This is a genomic window from Claveliimonas sp. (genome assembly GCF_037273965.1).
Lineage (GTDB): Bacteria > Bacillota > Clostridia > Lachnospirales > Lachnospiraceae > Claveliimonas > Claveliimonas bilis.
Genome location: NZ_JAYAZJ010000039.1, coordinates 1 through 15,120, shown reverse-complemented (window position 1 = coordinate 15,120; position 15,120 = coordinate 1). Strand labels below are relative to the sequence as shown.

Here is a 15,120-nt window from a genome sequence, read left to right as displayed (position 1 = left end):
GAGCAAAAGTCAGCGTGGGATTATTGATGTGGTATCTTTATCTAAGTGAACCCCCTTGCTCCCATTTAGAAACAGTTTGCCGCACGACGTTCAGCTTGACAGCAAGATCCTGCTGCGAAAGTCCTTTTGACTTTCTGATTGCTTTAATGTTTTCATTAAGCATTAGGGATGCCCCCTTTCTTGTTATCGTTACCATTATTGTAGTATGAATTGCCCATTGCCACAAGCAACGTATCTTAACATTTTTAGAAAAACTATCGACAAGTGTACTTGGCAATGTTATGATGAAGATACGACAAGAAAACTTGGCAATTCGATTTGGAGGCTTCCATTATGAACAAGGATGAAATTTTAGCAAAAAGCAGAGCGGAAAATAGAAATAAGGACGTATACGAGCAAGAAGTTATAAAGCAGGCAAGTCAAAAGGCAGTTGTGGTTCAGATGGCTTTGGCGACGCTTTTTTTCGCGATACAGATAATTGCCTATACGATATTGGTATTCGTAATGTCCGGATGCTATATTTATGACCTGAGCGTATCTTCCACAATTTTGTAGGGCGGTGGAAAATATGGATGATAAGCTGATATTAAAAAATCGCCTTAAAGAAACACGGATGGAATTGAAATTATCACAGAAGCGGCTGGCAGATATGGTTGGCGTGTCTCGGAACACGATCAGCTCCATTGAAACAGGACAGTTCAATCCTACAGCGAAACTGGCGCTGATTCTCTGTATTGCATTGGACAAAAAGTTTGAAGATCTGTTTTACTTTTGAATATGCTTGTAGACAGGCATTATTGTAAATTGTGTGTTCCTATTCTTTGATTTAGATTTGAGATATTGTTTCGGATAGGGGTTATAAATCCTATTGATTTGTGGAGATATAAGATGAATGGATTATTATTACTGATTCCGTTTTTGAGTGTTTTGCATCGCAAAATGAACGTTTAAGGAGGAATATCATGCTTGAAAATATACCATCCAAATCAACTATGACTGAACTGCTGGGACCATCTTTGTTCGAAGTCTGGCAGGAGTTATGCTGGGCTATTGATGAGAAATACGAAATGGAACGACTATGGAATACCGGTGGTAAAAAGTGGACTTACGAGTACAAATATCGTAGAGGCGGTAAAACTCTTTGCTGTCTATATGCAAAAAGTAATTGTGTGGGTTTTCTGATTATTTTTGGAAAGGATGAAAGAACCAAATTTGAAGCTATAAGAGACAGTCTTTCTGATGCTGTTTGCAGAAAATATGATGAAGCAGAAATCTATCACGATGGGAAATGGGTAATGTTTGAACCGGTCAATACCGATGAGTTTGATGATTATATTAAATTGTTAGCTATGAAAAGAAAACCAAATCGGAAATGACAATTCCAGTTTAACAGCTTGAGACTTTAGAATAGAACGGATTTAAGGGAGGTCATATTTGCGCACAGAGAAAGAGATGTTTGATATCATTATCGATACAGCCAGGTCGGATGAACGTGTGCTGGCGGCATATCTGAAAGGTTCGAGGGCAAACCCCAATGTCCCCAGGGATATTTATCAGGATTTTGATATTATGTATGTAGTGAAAGAGACAGAAAGTTTTCGCGCTGATACGTCGTGGATGAATCCATTTGGAAAAGTTATTCTGAAACAGGAGCAGGATGATGCGTATGGTTATGGAGAACGTTTTGGCCTGCGCAGCCATTATGATAAAACCTATTCCTGGCTGCTGATATTTGAAGATGGAAACCGCATTGATATCGGTGTTGAAACTTTGGAGACTATGGAAGAGGGGAGCAACAGAAACAAACTATTCCTTCCGCTTATAGATAAAACAGGATGTCTTCCCCAGCTGCCTCCGCCTACAGACGAGGAATTTTACGTCAGAAAACCCACAGAAGCGCAATTTCAGGGATGCTGTAATGAATTTTTCTGGTCGCTTTGTGATGTTGTAAAAGGAATCCTTAGAGATGAACTTCCTTTTGCTATGACAACTTATTATGCGCAGTCGCACCATATGCTTGAAGTCATGCTGGGATGGTATATCGGGAGTAAGACAGACTATTCGGTTTCCTGTGGAAAACAGAATAAATATTTTAAACAATATCTTCCGGAAAATGTTTACCTGCTATATGAGGAGACCTTCCCTGACAGCAACTATGAACATTTCAGGGAGGCCATTAAAACTTCATGCAGACTGTTTCGTGAAATGGCAGTGCTGATTGCCGAGAGCCTTGGATGCACATATCCGGAGGAATTTGAGCAGGGATTTATGAAGTATACGAAAGCGGTTAGTAGTGATTGAGGAAAGGGTGGATCTGATGCATGGACAATGAAAAAATTTATAAAATGGAATTTGCGAAAATTTATCCTCTTTTGGTAAACAAGGCTGTCAGAAAAGGACGGTCGAAAGAGGAAGTAGACGAGATCATCTGTTGGCTTACAGGATATAAACCGGAAGACTTGGAAAGGATGGCTTCAACATCTGTTAATTATGAAGAGTTTTTCAACAGTGCTCCGGAAATGAACGAAAATAGAAAACTGATCAAAGGTGTTGTCTGTGGAATACGGGTAGAAGATATCAAAGAACCTCTTATGCAAGAAATTCGATATTTGGATAAATTGATCGATGAACTGGCAAAAGGGAAGAAGATGGATAAAATTTTGCGGATAAAGGAATAGAGGGATTGGAACTCTCTGTTACGAGAGCAACGGAGGTGAGAGAATGTATGAACTAATACAATTGTCAGAGCATGATTACTATATTGACTGCCCGGCCAAAATCGGACTGATAAAAGAAAACGATAATGAAGTTATACTGATCGATAGCGGTAATGATAAAGACGCTGGAAAAAAGGTCTGCCGCATCCTGGAATCAAAAGGTTGGAATCTGAAAGCAATTTTTAACACGCATTCTCATGCAGACCATATTGGCGGAAATTACTTTTTACAGAAGAAAACCGGGTGTAAGATTTACGCAAAAGACATGGAATATATTTATTCCAATATGCCTGTATTGGAACCGATCGGCCTTTATGGCGGCCGTCCTTTCAAAGAATTGAAGAATAAGTTTCTTATGGCGCAGGGAAGCAATGTGCTTCCTCTTACAAGCGATATTCTGCCTGAATATATGGAGCTTTTGGAATTGCCGGGCCACTGCTTCGACATGGTGGGTTTTCGGACTAAGGACGGAACAGCTTATATTGCGGACAGTGTATCTTCAGAGGAAACACTTGGGAAGTATGGCGTCAGTTATCTTTGGGATCCTGAAAAGACGCTGCAGACGTTGGAATATATTCAGACATTGGATGTGGTGCGCTTTGTACCATCCCATGCTCCTGTCATGTCGGATATCAGGGAACTGGCACAGCTTAACCACAGAGCAATTACAGAAATCAAAGGGAAAATCAGGGAACTGTGTAATACGCCGATTACATTTGAAGTGCTGCTGAAGAATATTTTCGATGCATATGATCTTCAGATGTCAGCGCAGCAGTATGCGCTTATTGGCAGTACGATCCGTTCCTATCTCTCAAATATGTATGAAGAAAAAGAGATTTTTTTCAGTTTTAAAGATAATCAGATGATCTGGCAGACAGTATTGGAGGAGAAAGATGAAATTAAAAAATATATTGATCGTTGTTAAGGATATCGAAAAATCAAAGAAGTTTTATCATGATCTGTTTGGATTGGATATGGTGCTTGATAATGATGGCAATATGATTTTAACGGAAGGTCTTGTGCTTCAGGATGAAAAAATCTGGAAAAATTTTTTGAAAAAGGAGGTTATTCCGGAGAACAATTCCTGTGAATTGTATTTTGAAGAACATGATATAGATGCATTTGCTCAAAAACTTGAAAAATTATATCCATTAACAAAATATGTCAACGAACTTATGACCCATGACTGGGGACAGAAAGTGATTCGTTTTTATGATCCGGACGGTAACCTGATTGAAGTAGGGACGCCGATGCAGTCATAGTGAAAGATAAGAATTGAGGGGGAACTATGTGGAATCGAAAGAACTTAAAGAAAAATGGGAAAAGAAACCTGAAGAAAAATTATTGGAGAATTTTGGGAATCAGTCTTCTTGTTGCCTTTATCGCAAGTGGTATGAAAGTAACGCATCAGGTGGACAATGCGGCGATGTATTTCGTAGGAGGCAGATTTGACCTTCCAAGCAATGCGCAGATTGTAAATGACTGGTATTTCAGTATAAGAGAATCAGATGCCCCGCAGAACAATCAGGTGCTTGAATTTCTGGGAGAACACTATACTCCAAAAAAGGGAGCGCTGGCACATATCTATAATCGCATGACAGAAGAAAAATCAGCACTATATGGGTTTATTAATGCAATGAACGACTTTATTTTTAAGGATAAAGCGACAGAAGGTATGATTATTCTTGCAGGCGTTTTTCTGATGATCTTATTCCTTGCGCTGGTCAGCAATGTGCTTGCGGTTGGGCAGTGTCGTTTCCTTTTGGAAAACCGTACATACAGACAAAGTAAAATGGGAAGACTGGCATTTCCGTGGAGGGTAAAACGGTGGAAAGCAACCGCTTTTACTATGTTTGAGAGATCTTTTTTGATTTTTCTGTGGGACTTGACGATCATCGGGGGAATTATCAAGAGATATTCTTATAAAATGATTCCTTACATCCTTGCAGAAAATCCGGATATCGGACATAAGGAAGCCTTTGCATTGTCGAGAAAGATGATGAAAGGAAATAAGATGCGGGGATTTCTGCTTGATTTTTCTTTTCTGGGGTGGCGGATACTGAGTGCTTTCACATTAGGTATTCTGGGGTATGTATGGATCAAGCCATACACAGAGACTGTGTGGGCGGAGGTCTATGCTGCTCTCAGGCAAGAAGCGCTGGAACAGGGATACAGCGGAGCGGAGTATTTAAATGATAAGCTTTTGTTTGAAGAATCTGATGCTGAAGAGTATCCGGTAGAATTGTATCCGCTTTATAATCCTGAGACTAAAACCTGGATCCGGATCAATTACCGAAGAAAATATACAGTCTGTTCATTGATTCTGATGTTTTTTTCCTTTTCAGTAATCGGATGGCTCTGGGAAGTTTCGCTCCACTTATTCGGGGATGGAGTATTTGTCAACCGGGGATTTTTCCACGGACCATGGCTTCCGATTTATGGAGCCGGCGGCGTTTTGATCGTAGCCTTGTTGAAGCGCTTTGTAGATAAACCGCTTATTTTGTTCTTTTTGACAATGGTTGTCTGCGGAATAGTTGAATATACTGCGGGATTTATTCTTTGGGAGACAAAACACATGTACTGGTGGAACTATTCCGGATATTTTCTTAATCTGCATGGAAGGATATGTGCAGAAGGGCTGATTGTTTTCGGATTGGGCGGATGTGCATTTATATATATAATCGCGCCGTTCTTTGATGAGATTTTCAAGAAAATTCCACGCCGTGCGGCAATTATTTTATGTGTGATCCTGTTAAGTGTTTTTGCGGCAGACAGTGTTTACTCAGCTGTTTATCCTAACAGCGGAGCCGGAATCACGGATTATGAGAATCACGGATAAGGTTTTTTGATTTGTGCGGAAAGAGATTTAACAGTATTTTTATGGAATTTTTCTTTTGATCCGGATGCTGTACCGGAAAGGATATATGAATCACTATACAGGGCTGGAGGAAGATTTTGCAGTGAAATTGGCGGAAGAAGTGCCCTGTATCAGCAGGGAAGATGCCGAAAAACTGATTTAAATCACCACATAATATATAGGAGGGAATTTGAAATGGACTATCGAAAACTGCCTCATGGAGAGGAAGAAATCAGTGTGATCGGACTGGGTACCAGTTCTATTGGAGCTGCCGGTGATAAGGAAATTGAAGCGGTAATGACACTGGCACTGGAAAAAGGAATCAATTATTTTGATATGGCTTCTGCAGACGCTGCTCCGTTTCCGGCTTTTGGAAGGGCATTGGCAGGACAACGGAAAAATGTTTATTTTCAAATCCATTTCGGCGCCAATTATGAAGGCGGTAAATACGGATGGACGACTGATCTGGATATGATCAAGCGCTCTGTTGACTGGCAGCTTAATGCTCTGAAAACAGACTATCGGACTTTCTTCCCATACGCCCAGCGTGGTGTGCGAGGTATTGGATTCAGGGATTTTGGATATGCTGATGTTCAGTATCAATCCTGCCTATGATTACCAAAAAGAAGGTGATTATGCCATTGGAGGTGTGAATGAAAGACAAAATCTTTACCGCCGCTGTGAGAGTGAGGGAGTTGGGATTTCAGTTATGAAAGCTTTTTCCGGCGGGCAGCTGCTAAATGCAAAAACTTCCCCATTTGGCAAAGCTTTGACAGAGTACCAGTGTATTCAGTATGCGCTGGATAAACCAGGCGTTATTACAGTACTGCCAGGGGTGAGAAGTTGTCAGGATTTAAGACGTATCTTGGGATTTACTGATGCTTTACCAAAAGAAAAGGATTACTCGATTTTGGGAACATTTGCGCCGCAGGAAGCAGAAGGCTCATGTGTGTATTGCAATCACTGCCAGCCATGTCCTGCCGGACTGGATGTGGGGCTTATTAATAAATATTATGATCTTGCACTGGCTGGAGATGATCTGGCTAAAAGCCATTATGCAAGTCTTAATAAAAAGGCGAAAGATTGCATACAATGTGGGCACTGTGATTCCCGCTGTCCGTTCCATGTCAGCCAAATGGAGAGGATGGAAAAGATCAGAGAGTACTTTGGAGAATGATTCGGGCATTCCAGGACGCAAAAGAACGGAACTTACTGTGTGTTCCGTTCTCTTGCGCCGCGGTGTCTGCTGCCGTTTCCGGAATGATTCTCACGGCCCGTCCCGGTATTCTTTCTGCTATTTTCTCCATTATCGTCTACATTGCCCGATAATTGGCTGATCCGCTCTCTGATCTCGCGCATTGTCATGCTCTGGATTTCTTCAACGGTAATTGTGGGATCAAGCTTTTGCAGCTCTAAAAATGCTTTGTATTTTCCATAGGAAAGACCGCTTTCATGCGCTTTTTCCACTTCTTTCGAATGAGTATAATAACAATAGGTATTGTCTCTTCCAGCTGTACAGGACTGCATATTGGAAAGGACCTCTTCGGATTGTAAGTTGTCTGTTCCGACAACGGCAATCGTCATGACTTCATCATTCTCCAATAATGTCAGTATTTCTTCACTGTCTATGATCTTGTTTACCGCTTCTGAATAATCCATAAATTTTATATCAAGAGAATCCGTTAATTTATCCCCGTCATCATTGTAACTTTCAAAAGAAATGATGCGGTTGAAGCGGTTCACGCCTAATTCCACAGAGGGATTGATGTCTATGCTGATCTGCACTGTAGGAGTAAAATAGAGCCAGTACCCGCCGATCAGAAGGAAGGCGACGCACGCAAAAGCGGATGCCAGGTATTTGAAATTAGCAGTCTTTGCCTGTTTGTATCCTTTTGTCTTTTGGAAGATAAAATCTTTTGTTTTGTCTTTTAATTCGTTTTCTGCCTGTACCTGATCAAAGGCTTGCCGGATTTTATCATTCATATTCCTCACCTCCCAGCTTTTCTCGAAGCATTTGCCTGGAACGGGTCAGGAGCGTATAAATCGTATTTACCTTTTTCCCCAGAATCTGACTGATTTCCGGAGCAGTGCAGCCCTCATAGTAATGTAAATATACAACCTCTCTGTATTTTTGCGGAAGTGATAATACGGCCTCCAAAACTTCTCTGTGATCCTCCTGCATTTCTGTGGAATGTTCCCAAATTTCATCCAGTGATGTGACATGACTGTGAAAAAAATTTCTGAGCAGATCTTTACACGCATTGATGGTAACACGAATGAACCATGCTTTCTCGTGTTCTTCATTTTCAAAGGCAGCCGAACTGAGGACATATTTTAAAAATACCGTCTGAAATATATCCTCGGTATCAGCATAATTTTTCAAATGTATCATACAAAGCCGCCGAACCATATCGGAGTACTGTTCGATAGCTCTGGTTACCTCTTGCTCACTCCGCATTGAATTATCCCCTGCTATTTGTTATGACAGCCGCGAAATCCTCTTCCATGTTTTGCGCCATAGTTGTCACAGATTCCATTTCCATCGGCGTCAACAAAATTTTCATTACATTTTTCACGGCAAAGCTGATTTTTGTCGCTGTTGTCGCAAATTCCATCATTATCTGCGTCAATATAGCGGCAGGCGTTTCCTATATAGCGGCAAACGCCGTCACCACCAGTATTTACAGGATTCTTTCCATATTCCGCTCCAGCCGCAAATGTGCTTGCCGTTCCAAGTGTCAGCACAGCTGCTGCCGTTAAAATACCCACGACTGTTCTGTTCATTTTCCGCTTCATTCTTAATTCCTCCTACCTCATTTATTTAAGATATATCTTACCTGTTTCACTTATAATACGACTGGAAGAACAGAATCCATTCATTTTTTGATAATTTATTTTGGTTTATTATAGCATATTATTTCGAGGAAGCAGGAGTTTCTGTCCCTTTCTCTTTGCTCGATTTAATTTTCAGGATAATCTGTATATGTATAATTTTGAAGAATACGCCCAAATATCAAACATATGATAACGCCAGTAATTCCCAGAAGGAAGAGCATAAACGCTGCACCGGATCCTTTGCCTGTTCCAAACAGACGGGCGGCCAAACTACCGACAGCGACAGAACGCATCAGAGGTTCACACACCTTATCTACCATGCCGCCTCCTACAAACAGCCCTATAGGAATGGTAAAAAACTGCAGAGTATTTCTGCAGGAATAAACCCGTCCCTGCATTTCCAGAGGAATGGATGTCCTTAGGATAACATCAAGATTCGCATTCATTACAGGAACGAAAAACCATCCAATCAGTTGCCCAAGACACCATAAAATCGGCGAATCAGAAAATGACAAAAGGAAATTCTCTGTCCCAAGAGAAAACAGCATCGTAAGGTAGATTACCCGGATGCGGTTCTTTGGAGCGGGGAGAAGTACAGTTGCCAGACTTCCGACTAAAGTTGCGATTCCGGCACAGGAACTGACGATTCCAAGGATGGCCTCGCCGCCGTTTGCTTTAGGAAGAATCAAAGCTGGAAGAACTGCATCAAAAGCGGATGCAACAAAATTGATTCCTGCAAGAAACAGTATCAATGTAAGAATAAGCCGGTTATTGTTTAAATAGCTAAGACCTGACCTGACAGTTTCTATAAAAGATTCTTTCTTGGCGAAATCTCTTTCTTGACCGGAAGGAATATTTACCTTAAAAAGAAGTGCCAGAAAGGCAATTGCAAAAGTAGTCAGATCAATAGAAATTACTGCCTCCATTCCCAAAAGGGAGAATACGGCTGTGGCAAGCACAGGATTAAAAATTGTAATCAGGGAATTGGAAAGAGATTTCAGTCCGCTTGCCTTTTGATAATATTTGTCCGGTATAATTATTGTCATTGCCACATCGCTGGCTGGCTGCTGTACTGAATTCATCAGACCGCTGATGGCATTTAAGAGATACATGTGAACCGGTTGAAGAAGTTCTGCTTTCAGGAGAAAGAGAACTATTACACTACAGCAGGCGGCAAAAGTATCACATGCCAACATAATTTTTTTCTTGTTCCAACGGTCGCTGAAAGCACCGGCAAAGATACTTGTAGCAACATAGGGGGCATAGGAACAAATGGACAGAAGAGCTGTTTGGAGTGCGGATCCTGTCTTCTGATACAACCACAGAGTCAACGCAAAACCTGTCATGGAACTGCCGAGCTGAGACAGTGACTGTGTACTCCACAAAATTAGAAATGTTTTTAAATCTGTTATTAAATTTTTCATTGTTATACTTTGCTCCTTTGATGTTTTATTTTCAAATATTTTGTGAGAGAAATATGGACATCAAAAAGCAAAGTCTGAGGACAGGTCGTTTCAGACCATACGCGCAGCAATTTTGCTTTTTAAGCATTATGACTGCGCTGCCTCTCCATGCAACGTCCTCAGACTTTGCATGGAGCGATTGCAATACATAACATTGTCAAATACCTCCGGATCTTATATACTAATGATAGTATATGCTGGGCTGCAGATTCCTGTCAACTGGCGGAGGCAGAAGGAAAATGTAAAGATGAAAGGAGGCAGGTAAATGGCATATTTTGAATATCGCGGAAAATCTGTTTATTATGGAGAATACGGTCAGGGAACACCTCTTATTTTTCTGCATGGAAATACCGCTTCTTCCAAAATGTTTGAGCTTCTTATGCCATTATATTCAGAAAAATTCAGGTGCATATTAATCGATTTTCTGGGGAATGGGAAGTCTGACAGAATAGAAAAATTTTCACCGGATATGTGGTTTGATGAAGCAATACAGACAATTGCACTTGTGGAACATTTGAATTTGCATGGCGTCAGTCTGGCAGGAACCAGCGGAGGGGCATGGGCGGCCATGAATGCGGCGTTAGAGCGCCCGGATTTATTTGACAGAATTGTAGCGGACAGCTTTGACGGCCGGACACTCAATGAACATTTTGCAGATAATCTTTTGAAAGAAAGAGATGGTGCAAAAGCAGATCTTCAGGCCAGACAATTCTATGAATGGTGCCAGGGAGCGGACTGGGAAAAAGTAGTCGATCTTGATACGGAGGCGCTGCTTCAGTGTGCGAAGGAAAAGACCCCTTTGTTTCGGAAACCATTGGAAGAGCTGAAAGTTCCTGTCTTGTTTTTAGGGAGCAGGGAAGATGAGATGTGCCGGGGAAATTTGGAACAGGAGTATAAAGAAATGGCGGCTGCTGTTCCGGAAGCGTCTGTTTATATGTTTTCCCATGGCGGACATCCTGCTATAGCCTCAAACGCCGAAGAAGCAGCCGGAGTTATCGCGACTTTTTTAAAAGGGGGAAAATAAATGAAACTATTTTTTAATACCTTATCGGTTATCATGCTCGTTCTTTTGGTTATATGTGCGGTGCTGTATTTTGTAAAAGGAGTTTTCCTGCCCGTCAGCGGCATGGTGCTGATCTTGTTTATCATTGCTGTGGCAGGTACCCAAAAGTACAGAGACAAGAAATAAAATAATATCTCATAGATACGCAAACAAAGTCGGCTTTTATAAGTCGACTTTTTCAAATCTGCGGACAGAGATACGATAGGAAAATATAAGAAAAGTGATGTAACATAAGATACCAAGCAATAGGAAAGGTATCTGTCTGAAAAGGTCACGGGGAATGCTGCTGTCCAGATAGGAAAAGACCGGGAAGCGAACAGATCCTTCAGCAATTATCATTAAAAGCAGCATGGGAATAGCTGCAACTATAAAAGCTTTTCCGGCTTTATATCCATTTTTATAATAGGCCGGAAAAAATATCAGATCAAAAACAGCATAAATAATAAGACCTAATCCATACCAGGCTACAGTTGCGTCTATTCCTACCGGATTATTTCCAACTTCCAGAATGTGCCGGAGAAAAAGGCAGGGAATGGAGATGAGAAGTTGGAAAATTTGCAAAGAGACGGCCAGCAGAAATTTTCCTTTTACGTTTTCTCGCTTTGTGACAGGCAGAATGGATGTATACCAGGTATCATTTGTTTCCCTTGCATAGAGTAAGGTCAGATAAAGAGCCAGACATCCAAACATAAAGATGACGGTATATGGATAGGCCGGCACAATAACCAGACATCCCAGAAAAGCAAATACAATAGAAGTAGGATGGGCGGTAAGGGTTAATTCTTTATAAAGCAGTCTCATATAGATCGCTCCTTTCTGTTCGCAGCATAATTTCCTCCAGCGTAAGTTCTCCGGTGTCTTCCGGAGACTTCAGATAGTCAAAAGAACGGAGAAAAGTTTCTTTGTCTGAACTTTTTAAAACCTGTCCTCTTTGTATATAAGTGATATCATCCGCACAGTGATCCAGGTCTGATGTGATATGGGTAGAGAATAGGACAGATTTCTCCTTGTCTTTTACAATGTGGGTAAAGATGTGGAGAATTTCATCCCTGGATACAGGATCCAGACCGGAGGTGGGTTCATCAAGCAGATAGAGTCGGGCATTATGGGAAAGGGCAAGGGCCAGTAAATATTTTACCTTCATCCCGTTAGAAAGTGATTTGAATATTTTGTTTTCGTCCAGAGAGAACTGCCGAAGGTAGTTCTCGTATTTTTGCTGATCCCATTCCGGGTAAAAAGTTCTGGTGACAGCAGTAATAGCGGACAGCTTTTTCAAAGGGTAAAAGTCAATACCGCCGAACACTACACCAATGTTTTGTTTACATGCTTTCTCATTCTGAAAAAAATCCTTCCCGAACATAGTGACCGTTCCCTGATCCGGTTTTACGATGTTCAGCATAGATTTTAAAATCGTACTTTTCCCGGCCCCGTTTTTCCCCACAAGCCCCATGATCCGACCTGGTTTAAGCGTAAAAGATACATCCTGAAGACTAAATCCGGGATAATGTTTGCTTAAATGTTCTATTTTCAGCAGATCCGTCATTGTTCTTCCTCCTTTTCGCTGGCATTGAGGAGAGTTTGTAAAAAGGTCATTTGGTGAAGAACTGTATCTTCCGGGATCAGCGCAATTCCGGCGCTTTCCGCAGTTTCATCTCCCAGTACGATCAAAAGGTTGCCTGGTTCTATGTGAAAAATATCCCTTGCCTTTTTGGGAAGGACGATCTGTCCTCGTTCGCCAACCTTGACAGTTCCAAAAAGATGTTTCCCGCGCGGTGGAATTGGGATTTTGGCTTCTCCCTGGTCAAAATGGATGAGATCGTCTATAGAGACATTATAAAGCTTTGCCAGAGCATCGCAGTTAAGGATATCAGGTACGGTTTCTCCGGATTCCCATTTCGCGACAGCCTGCCGTGATACACCGATTTTTTCCGCCACTTCTTCCTGAGAATACTTGTGGTATTGACGAAGTGCCGATAAATTCAGAGAAATCAAATTGGATTGTTTTTTCATGTATTTCATACCTCCTTTTCTCTTATTATACTGGATCTATCCTGTATTTCTACCAACTGAACATAACAGAAAAAGTCTGTTTCAGTTGCGGCTTTCAGAAAGATTGGAAGCATTGAAAAAGAATGACAGGAAGAAGGCAGGGTGATATAATATAGTCATTCATTATTGTAAGAGAAAAGTAGTCAGAGTCTTAAAAAAGATTGCTTTAGCTTTATGAGGAGGAGAAATATGGCAAGTTATTATGACGAGGATCTTCACCGGCTTCATCAGGAGACGCTGGAGAAGAAAGGAATAGAGGCAATGCTTTCCGATCTTCAGATACAGAAAGAAGAACTGGAGAAAAAATCAAAAGATTTGGAAAAGTCAATGAACGAGGAGCAGGAAGATGTAGAACGCCTTAACAAGGGAAGTCTTACCGCGTTCTTTTACAGGGTATCCGGGAAGCTGGAAGAAAAGCTGACGAAAGAGGAAGAAGAAGCCCGTGCGGCGGCTATAAAATGGGAGGCGGCAAAAGCTTCCCTGCAGTCAGTAAATGAGGATATTGCACGTTATCAAAGCCGGCTCCTGGAACTAGAAAACTGTGATACAGAATATGAAACGGCGCTGGCAGAAAAAATGGAAGCGATCAAGTCATCGGAGACTCCGGAGGCAGAGAAAATCCTGCAGCTGGAAAGGAATCTGACATTTTTTGAAACACAGGAAAAAGAAATCGACGAAGCCATAAGTGCCGGGGAGAGGGCACTTCAGATAGCACGGGAGGTATTGGATGAACTTGGCGGAGCGCAGAACTGGGGGATTGTAGATATGGCGGGCGGTGATTTAATAGCTGATGTTATAAAATACAGCCATCTGAATACGGCACAGTCTAAAATCAATTCGCTCCAATTGGCGCTGCGCAGGTTCCGGACAGAACTGTCAGATGTTTCAAAGGGGATATCAGGAGATATCAGAGTGGAGGTTGGAGATTTCCTGTATTTTGCCGATTATTTCTTTGATAATCTTTTTACAGATTGGATGGTTTACGGCAAGATCAAGAATGCGAAAGAAAAAGCCCAGCAAACCCGAGTACAATTGGAAAATGCGCTGGAGAACCTGAATCAAATGAAAGAAGAGTTCCAAAACAGGCAGGCGCAGGCGAAAAAAGATCTGGAACAAACAGCGCTGGATCTTAAATTGTAATATTAAAAAGGCAGGAGGCAGAAATTTTGCAATTCTGCAATAAATCGTTCTGCAATGGGAGTAAACACCTGCTGTTTCTTCCAGATAATATACATTTGCGTTTCCAGTACGGGAAAAAGCGGTCGGAATACAAGACCGCTTTTTTCACTTGTATCGATCAGATGGTCAAAGGTAAGAAGATAGCCCAGACCTTCCCGGGCGAAGACAGAGCCATTATAGGAAAGGCGAAAGGAGCCTTCCAAGCGTAGTTCATCCATGCGGTTCTGGCACCATCTGGGAAGATCAGCCCTCCAGCTTTGTTCCGAACAAAAGAGGGGAAGACCTTTCAGATCATCAAAAGTAATCTGTTCTTTCTGTGCAAGAGGACTGTCAGAAGGCATAATGACGCCCCAGCGGTCGCCGCCGGGCATCTTCAGAACATTATATTTTTCGTAATCCGGTTCCTCTACAATAACTGCAAAATCAAGAATGCCTTTGTCCAGTTTCTCTGTGACCTGTTCTGTGTCGCCGCTGGTGATGTGATAGTGAAAATCCGGATACTGTTCTTTGAAACGTTTGATCACCCGTGCCAGATGGCGGATCTGATAAGATTCAGCACAGCCGAAATAAATATTCCCGCCGACAATATCATCCATAGCTGAAAATTCTTCCAGGATCTTGTCAGCCATAGAAAGGAGATCCTCGGCACGTTTTCTAAGCAGCATTCCCTCTTCTGTCAGTTCGATGGAAAAGCTGTGTCTAAGAAACAACTTTTTGCCCAGCTCATTTTCCAAGGCCTGCATCTGTTTTGAAAGGGTGGGCTGGGTGACGTGAAGGATTTCTGCGGCCCGGGTCATATTTTCCTCTCTGGCAATTGCCATAAAATAGCGAAGTGTACGAATTTCCATAGGAATCTCCTTTCCCGTTTTTTCTCATGTCCGAATCATTCTCTTACACTTAAGGGTCAATTGAAAAATTAGTTGCAACATAGGTCGTTGCAGTTAGAATTATAAGGCA

The 15,120-nt window shown here is 41.7% G+C and carries 21 protein-coding genes and 1 pseudogene; 13 read left to right on the top strand and 9 right to left on the bottom strand.

Going from position 1 to position 15,120, the window contains the following annotated elements:
* Nucleotides 1-43 precede the first annotated feature (43 nt).
* Nucleotides 44-163: pseudogene (locus WJ238_RS02295) on the bottom strand (helix-turn-helix transcriptional regulator); the annotation flags it as partial.
* Between the two features lie 170 nt (nucleotides 164-333).
* Here WJ238_RS02295 and WJ238_RS02290 point away from each other — a divergent pair.
* The 10 genes from WJ238_RS02290 (at nucleotide 334) to WJ238_RS02245 (ending at nucleotide 6,751) form a co-directional block, all read left to right on the top strand.
* A complete protein-coding gene (locus WJ238_RS02290; protein WP_316264530.1) occupies nucleotides 334-555 on the top strand; it encodes a DUF6442 family protein in 222 nt (73 codons plus the stop codon).
* Between the two features lie 13 nt (nucleotides 556-568).
* Nucleotides 569-775 carry a helix-turn-helix transcriptional regulator gene (locus tag WJ238_RS02285; RefSeq protein ID WP_256194287.1) on the top strand — a complete coding sequence of 69 codons (207 nt, stop codon included), beginning with the start codon at nucleotides 569-571 and terminating at the stop codon, nucleotides 773-775.
* 187 nt (nucleotides 776-962) lie between these two features.
* Nucleotides 963-1,376 carry a DUF3788 domain-containing protein gene (locus tag WJ238_RS02280; protein ID WP_337606020.1) on the top strand — a complete coding sequence of 138 codons (414 nt, stop codon included), beginning with the start codon at nucleotides 963-965 and terminating at the stop codon, nucleotides 1,374-1,376.
* Nucleotides 1,377-1,434: 58 nt separating this feature from the next.
* A complete protein-coding gene (locus tag WJ238_RS02275; protein WP_337606018.1) occupies nucleotides 1,435-2,301 on the top strand; it encodes an aminoglycoside 6-adenylyltransferase in 867 nt (288 codons plus the stop codon).
* A 20-nt stretch (nucleotides 2,302-2,321) separates the two neighbouring features.
* Nucleotides 2,322-2,678, top strand: a complete 357-nt coding sequence (locus WJ238_RS02270) for a DUF2200 domain-containing protein (RefSeq protein WP_337606017.1) — start codon at nucleotides 2,322-2,324, stop codon at nucleotides 2,676-2,678.
* Between the two features lie 43 nt (nucleotides 2,679-2,721).
* The gene (locus WJ238_RS02265) at nucleotides 2,722-3,642 is read left to right on the top strand and encodes an MBL fold metallo-hydrolase (RefSeq protein WP_337606016.1); all 921 of its coding nucleotides are present in this window, start codon (nucleotides 2,722-2,724) and stop codon (nucleotides 3,640-3,642) included.
* Nucleotides 3,611-3,979 carry a VOC family protein gene (locus tag WJ238_RS02260; RefSeq protein WP_337606015.1) on the top strand — a complete coding sequence of 123 codons (369 nt, stop codon included), beginning with the start codon at nucleotides 3,611-3,613 and terminating at the stop codon, nucleotides 3,977-3,979. Before WJ238_RS02265 ends, WJ238_RS02260 begins: the two co-directional genes overlap by 32 nt.
* A gap of 26 nt (nucleotides 3,980-4,005) precedes the next feature.
* Nucleotides 4,006-5,556, top strand: a complete 1,551-nt coding sequence (locus WJ238_RS02255) for a DUF975 family protein (RefSeq protein WP_337606014.1) — start codon at nucleotides 4,006-4,008, stop codon at nucleotides 5,554-5,556.
* 213 nt (nucleotides 5,557-5,769) lie between these two features.
* Nucleotides 5,770-6,189 (top strand): aldo-keto reductase family protein, encoded by a 420-nt coding sequence (locus WJ238_RS02250; protein WP_316268867.1) that lies wholly within the window; start codon nucleotides 5,770-5,772, stop codon nucleotides 6,187-6,189.
* Nucleotides 6,158-6,751: a 4Fe-4S dicluster domain-containing protein gene (locus WJ238_RS02245; RefSeq protein ID WP_316268868.1), complete on the top strand. Its 594-nt coding sequence runs from the start codon at nucleotides 6,158-6,160 to the stop codon at nucleotides 6,749-6,751. Before WJ238_RS02250 ends, WJ238_RS02245 begins: the two co-directional genes overlap by 32 nt.
* 32 nt (nucleotides 6,752-6,783) lie before the next feature.
* On the opposite strand, the gene WJ238_RS02240 is transcribed toward WJ238_RS02245, so the two are convergent.
* The 4 genes from WJ238_RS02240 to WJ238_RS02225 all read right to left on the bottom strand — a co-directional run bounded on the left by WJ238_RS02240 (nucleotide 6,784) and on the right by WJ238_RS02225 (nucleotide 9,833).
* The gene (locus WJ238_RS02240; RefSeq protein ID WP_337606012.1) at nucleotides 6,784-7,557 is read right to left on the bottom strand and encodes an anti-sigma-I factor RsgI family protein; all 774 of its coding nucleotides are present in this window, start codon (nucleotides 7,555-7,557) and stop codon (nucleotides 6,784-6,786) included.
* Complete coding sequence (locus WJ238_RS02235; protein WP_256194277.1) at nucleotides 7,550-8,032, bottom strand: RNA polymerase sigma factor; 483 nt, start codon at nucleotides 8,030-8,032, stop codon at nucleotides 7,550-7,552. The genes WJ238_RS02240 and WJ238_RS02235 overlap by 8 nt, the downstream gene beginning before the upstream one ends.
* A 14-nt stretch (nucleotides 8,033-8,046) precedes the next feature.
* A complete protein-coding gene (locus WJ238_RS02230; protein WP_337606011.1) occupies nucleotides 8,047-8,370 on the bottom strand; it encodes a hypothetical protein in 324 nt (107 codons plus the stop codon).
* A gap of 164 nt (nucleotides 8,371-8,534) precedes the next feature.
* Nucleotides 8,535-9,833 carry an MFS transporter gene (locus tag WJ238_RS02225; RefSeq protein ID WP_230106205.1) on the bottom strand — a complete coding sequence of 433 codons (1,299 nt, stop codon included), beginning with the start codon at nucleotides 9,831-9,833 and terminating at the stop codon, nucleotides 8,535-8,537.
* 304 nt (nucleotides 9,834-10,137) lie between these two features.
* On the opposite strand from WJ238_RS02225, the gene WJ238_RS02220 reads away from it, so the two are divergent.
* Both WJ238_RS02220 and WJ238_RS02215 read left to right on the top strand, forming a co-directional pair.
* Nucleotides 10,138-10,896: an alpha/beta fold hydrolase gene (locus tag WJ238_RS02220; protein WP_337606010.1), complete on the top strand. Its 759-nt coding sequence runs from the start codon at nucleotides 10,138-10,140 to the stop codon at nucleotides 10,894-10,896.
* Complete coding sequence (locus WJ238_RS02215) at nucleotides 10,897-11,061, top strand: hypothetical protein (protein WP_316268874.1); 165 nt, start codon at nucleotides 10,897-10,899, stop codon at nucleotides 11,059-11,061.
* A 36-nt stretch (nucleotides 11,062-11,097) separates the two neighbouring features.
* Here the strand turns inward: WJ238_RS02215 and WJ238_RS02210 are convergent, their stop codons facing one another.
* Genes WJ238_RS02210 through WJ238_RS02200 form a run of 3 tightly spaced genes read right to left on the bottom strand, consistent with a single transcriptional unit; the run spans nucleotide 11,098 to nucleotide 12,945 of the window.
* Nucleotides 11,098-11,736 (bottom strand): ABC-2 transporter permease, encoded by a 639-nt coding sequence (locus WJ238_RS02210; protein ID WP_337606009.1) that lies wholly within the window; start codon nucleotides 11,734-11,736, stop codon nucleotides 11,098-11,100.
* Nucleotides 11,720-12,478 carry an ABC transporter ATP-binding protein gene (locus WJ238_RS02205; protein WP_230106200.1) on the bottom strand — a complete coding sequence of 253 codons (759 nt, stop codon included), beginning with the start codon at nucleotides 12,476-12,478 and terminating at the stop codon, nucleotides 11,720-11,722. The genes WJ238_RS02210 and WJ238_RS02205 overlap by 17 nt, the downstream gene beginning before the upstream one ends.
* The gene (locus WJ238_RS02200) at nucleotides 12,475-12,945 is read right to left on the bottom strand and encodes a helix-turn-helix domain-containing protein (RefSeq protein WP_255682344.1); all 471 of its coding nucleotides are present in this window, start codon (nucleotides 12,943-12,945) and stop codon (nucleotides 12,475-12,477) included. Before WJ238_RS02200 ends, WJ238_RS02205 begins: the two co-directional genes overlap by 4 nt.
* A 228-nt stretch (nucleotides 12,946-13,173) precedes the next feature.
* Here WJ238_RS02200 and WJ238_RS02195 point away from each other — a divergent pair, with 228 nt between their 5' ends.
* Nucleotides 13,174-14,124 carry a hypothetical protein gene (locus tag WJ238_RS02195; RefSeq protein WP_230106198.1) on the top strand — a complete coding sequence of 317 codons (951 nt, stop codon included), beginning with the start codon at nucleotides 13,174-13,176 and terminating at the stop codon, nucleotides 14,122-14,124.
* 2 nt (nucleotides 14,125-14,126) lie between these two features.
* Here the strand turns inward: WJ238_RS02195 and WJ238_RS02190 are convergent, their stop codons facing one another.
* Complete coding sequence (locus tag WJ238_RS02190; RefSeq protein WP_230106197.1) at nucleotides 14,127-15,011, bottom strand: LysR family transcriptional regulator; 885 nt, start codon at nucleotides 15,009-15,011, stop codon at nucleotides 14,127-14,129.
* Between the last annotated feature and the right edge of the window lie 109 nt (nucleotides 15,012-15,120).

Excerpts from the sequence above, each read along its gene's own strand:
- WJ238_RS02290 (WP_316264530.1), top strand. The coding sequence starts at position 334 with ATGAACAAGGATGAAATTTTAGCAAAAAGCAGAGCGGAAAATAGAAAT.
- WJ238_RS02285 (WP_256194287.1), top strand. The coding sequence starts at position 569 with ATGGATGATAAGCTGATATTAAAAAATCGCCTTAAAGAAACACGGATG.
- WJ238_RS02280 (WP_337606020.1), top strand. The coding sequence starts at position 963 with ATGCTTGAAAATATACCATCCAAATCAACTATGACTGAACTGCTGGGA.
- WJ238_RS02270 (WP_337606017.1), top strand. The coding sequence starts at position 2,322 with ATGGACAATGAAAAAATTTATAAAATGGAATTTGCGAAAATTTATCCT.
- WJ238_RS02265 (WP_337606016.1), top strand. The coding sequence starts at position 2,722 with ATGTATGAACTAATACAATTGTCAGAGCATGATTACTATATTGACTGC.
- WJ238_RS02260 (WP_337606015.1), top strand. The coding sequence starts at position 3,611 with ATGAAATTAAAAAATATATTGATCGTTGTTAAGGATATCGAAAAATCA.
- WJ238_RS02255 (WP_337606014.1), top strand. The coding sequence starts at position 4,006 with ATGTGGAATCGAAAGAACTTAAAGAAAAATGGGAAAAGAAACCTGAAG.
- WJ238_RS02250 (WP_316268867.1), top strand. The coding sequence starts at position 5,770 with ATGGACTATCGAAAACTGCCTCATGGAGAGGAAGAAATCAGTGTGATC.
- WJ238_RS02245 (WP_316268868.1), top strand. The coding sequence starts at position 6,158 with ATGCTGATGTTCAGTATCAATCCTGCCTATGATTACCAAAAAGAAGGT.
- WJ238_RS02240 (WP_337606012.1), bottom strand. The coding sequence starts at position 7,557 with ATGAATGATAAAATCCGGCAAGCCTTTGATCAGGTACAGGCAGAAAAC.
- WJ238_RS02235 (WP_256194277.1), bottom strand. The coding sequence starts at position 8,032 with ATGCGGAGTGAGCAAGAGGTAACCAGAGCTATCGAACAGTACTCCGAT.
- WJ238_RS02230 (WP_337606011.1), bottom strand. The coding sequence starts at position 8,370 with ATGAAGCGGAAAATGAACAGAACAGTCGTGGGTATTTTAACGGCAGCA.
- WJ238_RS02225 (WP_230106205.1), bottom strand. The coding sequence starts at position 9,833 with ATGAAAAATTTAATAACAGATTTAAAAACATTTCTAATTTTGTGGAGT.
- WJ238_RS02220 (WP_337606010.1), top strand. The coding sequence starts at position 10,138 with ATGGCATATTTTGAATATCGCGGAAAATCTGTTTATTATGGAGAATAC.
- WJ238_RS02215 (WP_316268874.1), top strand. The coding sequence starts at position 10,897 with ATGAAACTATTTTTTAATACCTTATCGGTTATCATGCTCGTTCTTTTG.
- WJ238_RS02210 (WP_337606009.1), bottom strand. The coding sequence starts at position 11,736 with ATGAGACTGCTTTATAAAGAATTAACCCTTACCGCCCATCCTACTTCT.
- WJ238_RS02205 (WP_230106200.1), bottom strand. The coding sequence starts at position 12,478 with ATGACGGATCTGCTGAAAATAGAACATTTAAGCAAACATTATCCCGGA.
- WJ238_RS02200 (WP_255682344.1), bottom strand. The coding sequence starts at position 12,945 with ATGAAAAAACAATCCAATTTGATTTCTCTGAATTTATCGGCACTTCGT.
- WJ238_RS02195 (WP_230106198.1), top strand. The coding sequence starts at position 13,174 with ATGGCAAGTTATTATGACGAGGATCTTCACCGGCTTCATCAGGAGACG.
- WJ238_RS02190 (WP_230106197.1), bottom strand. The coding sequence starts at position 15,011 with ATGGAAATTCGTACACTTCGCTATTTTATGGCAATTGCCAGAGAGGAA.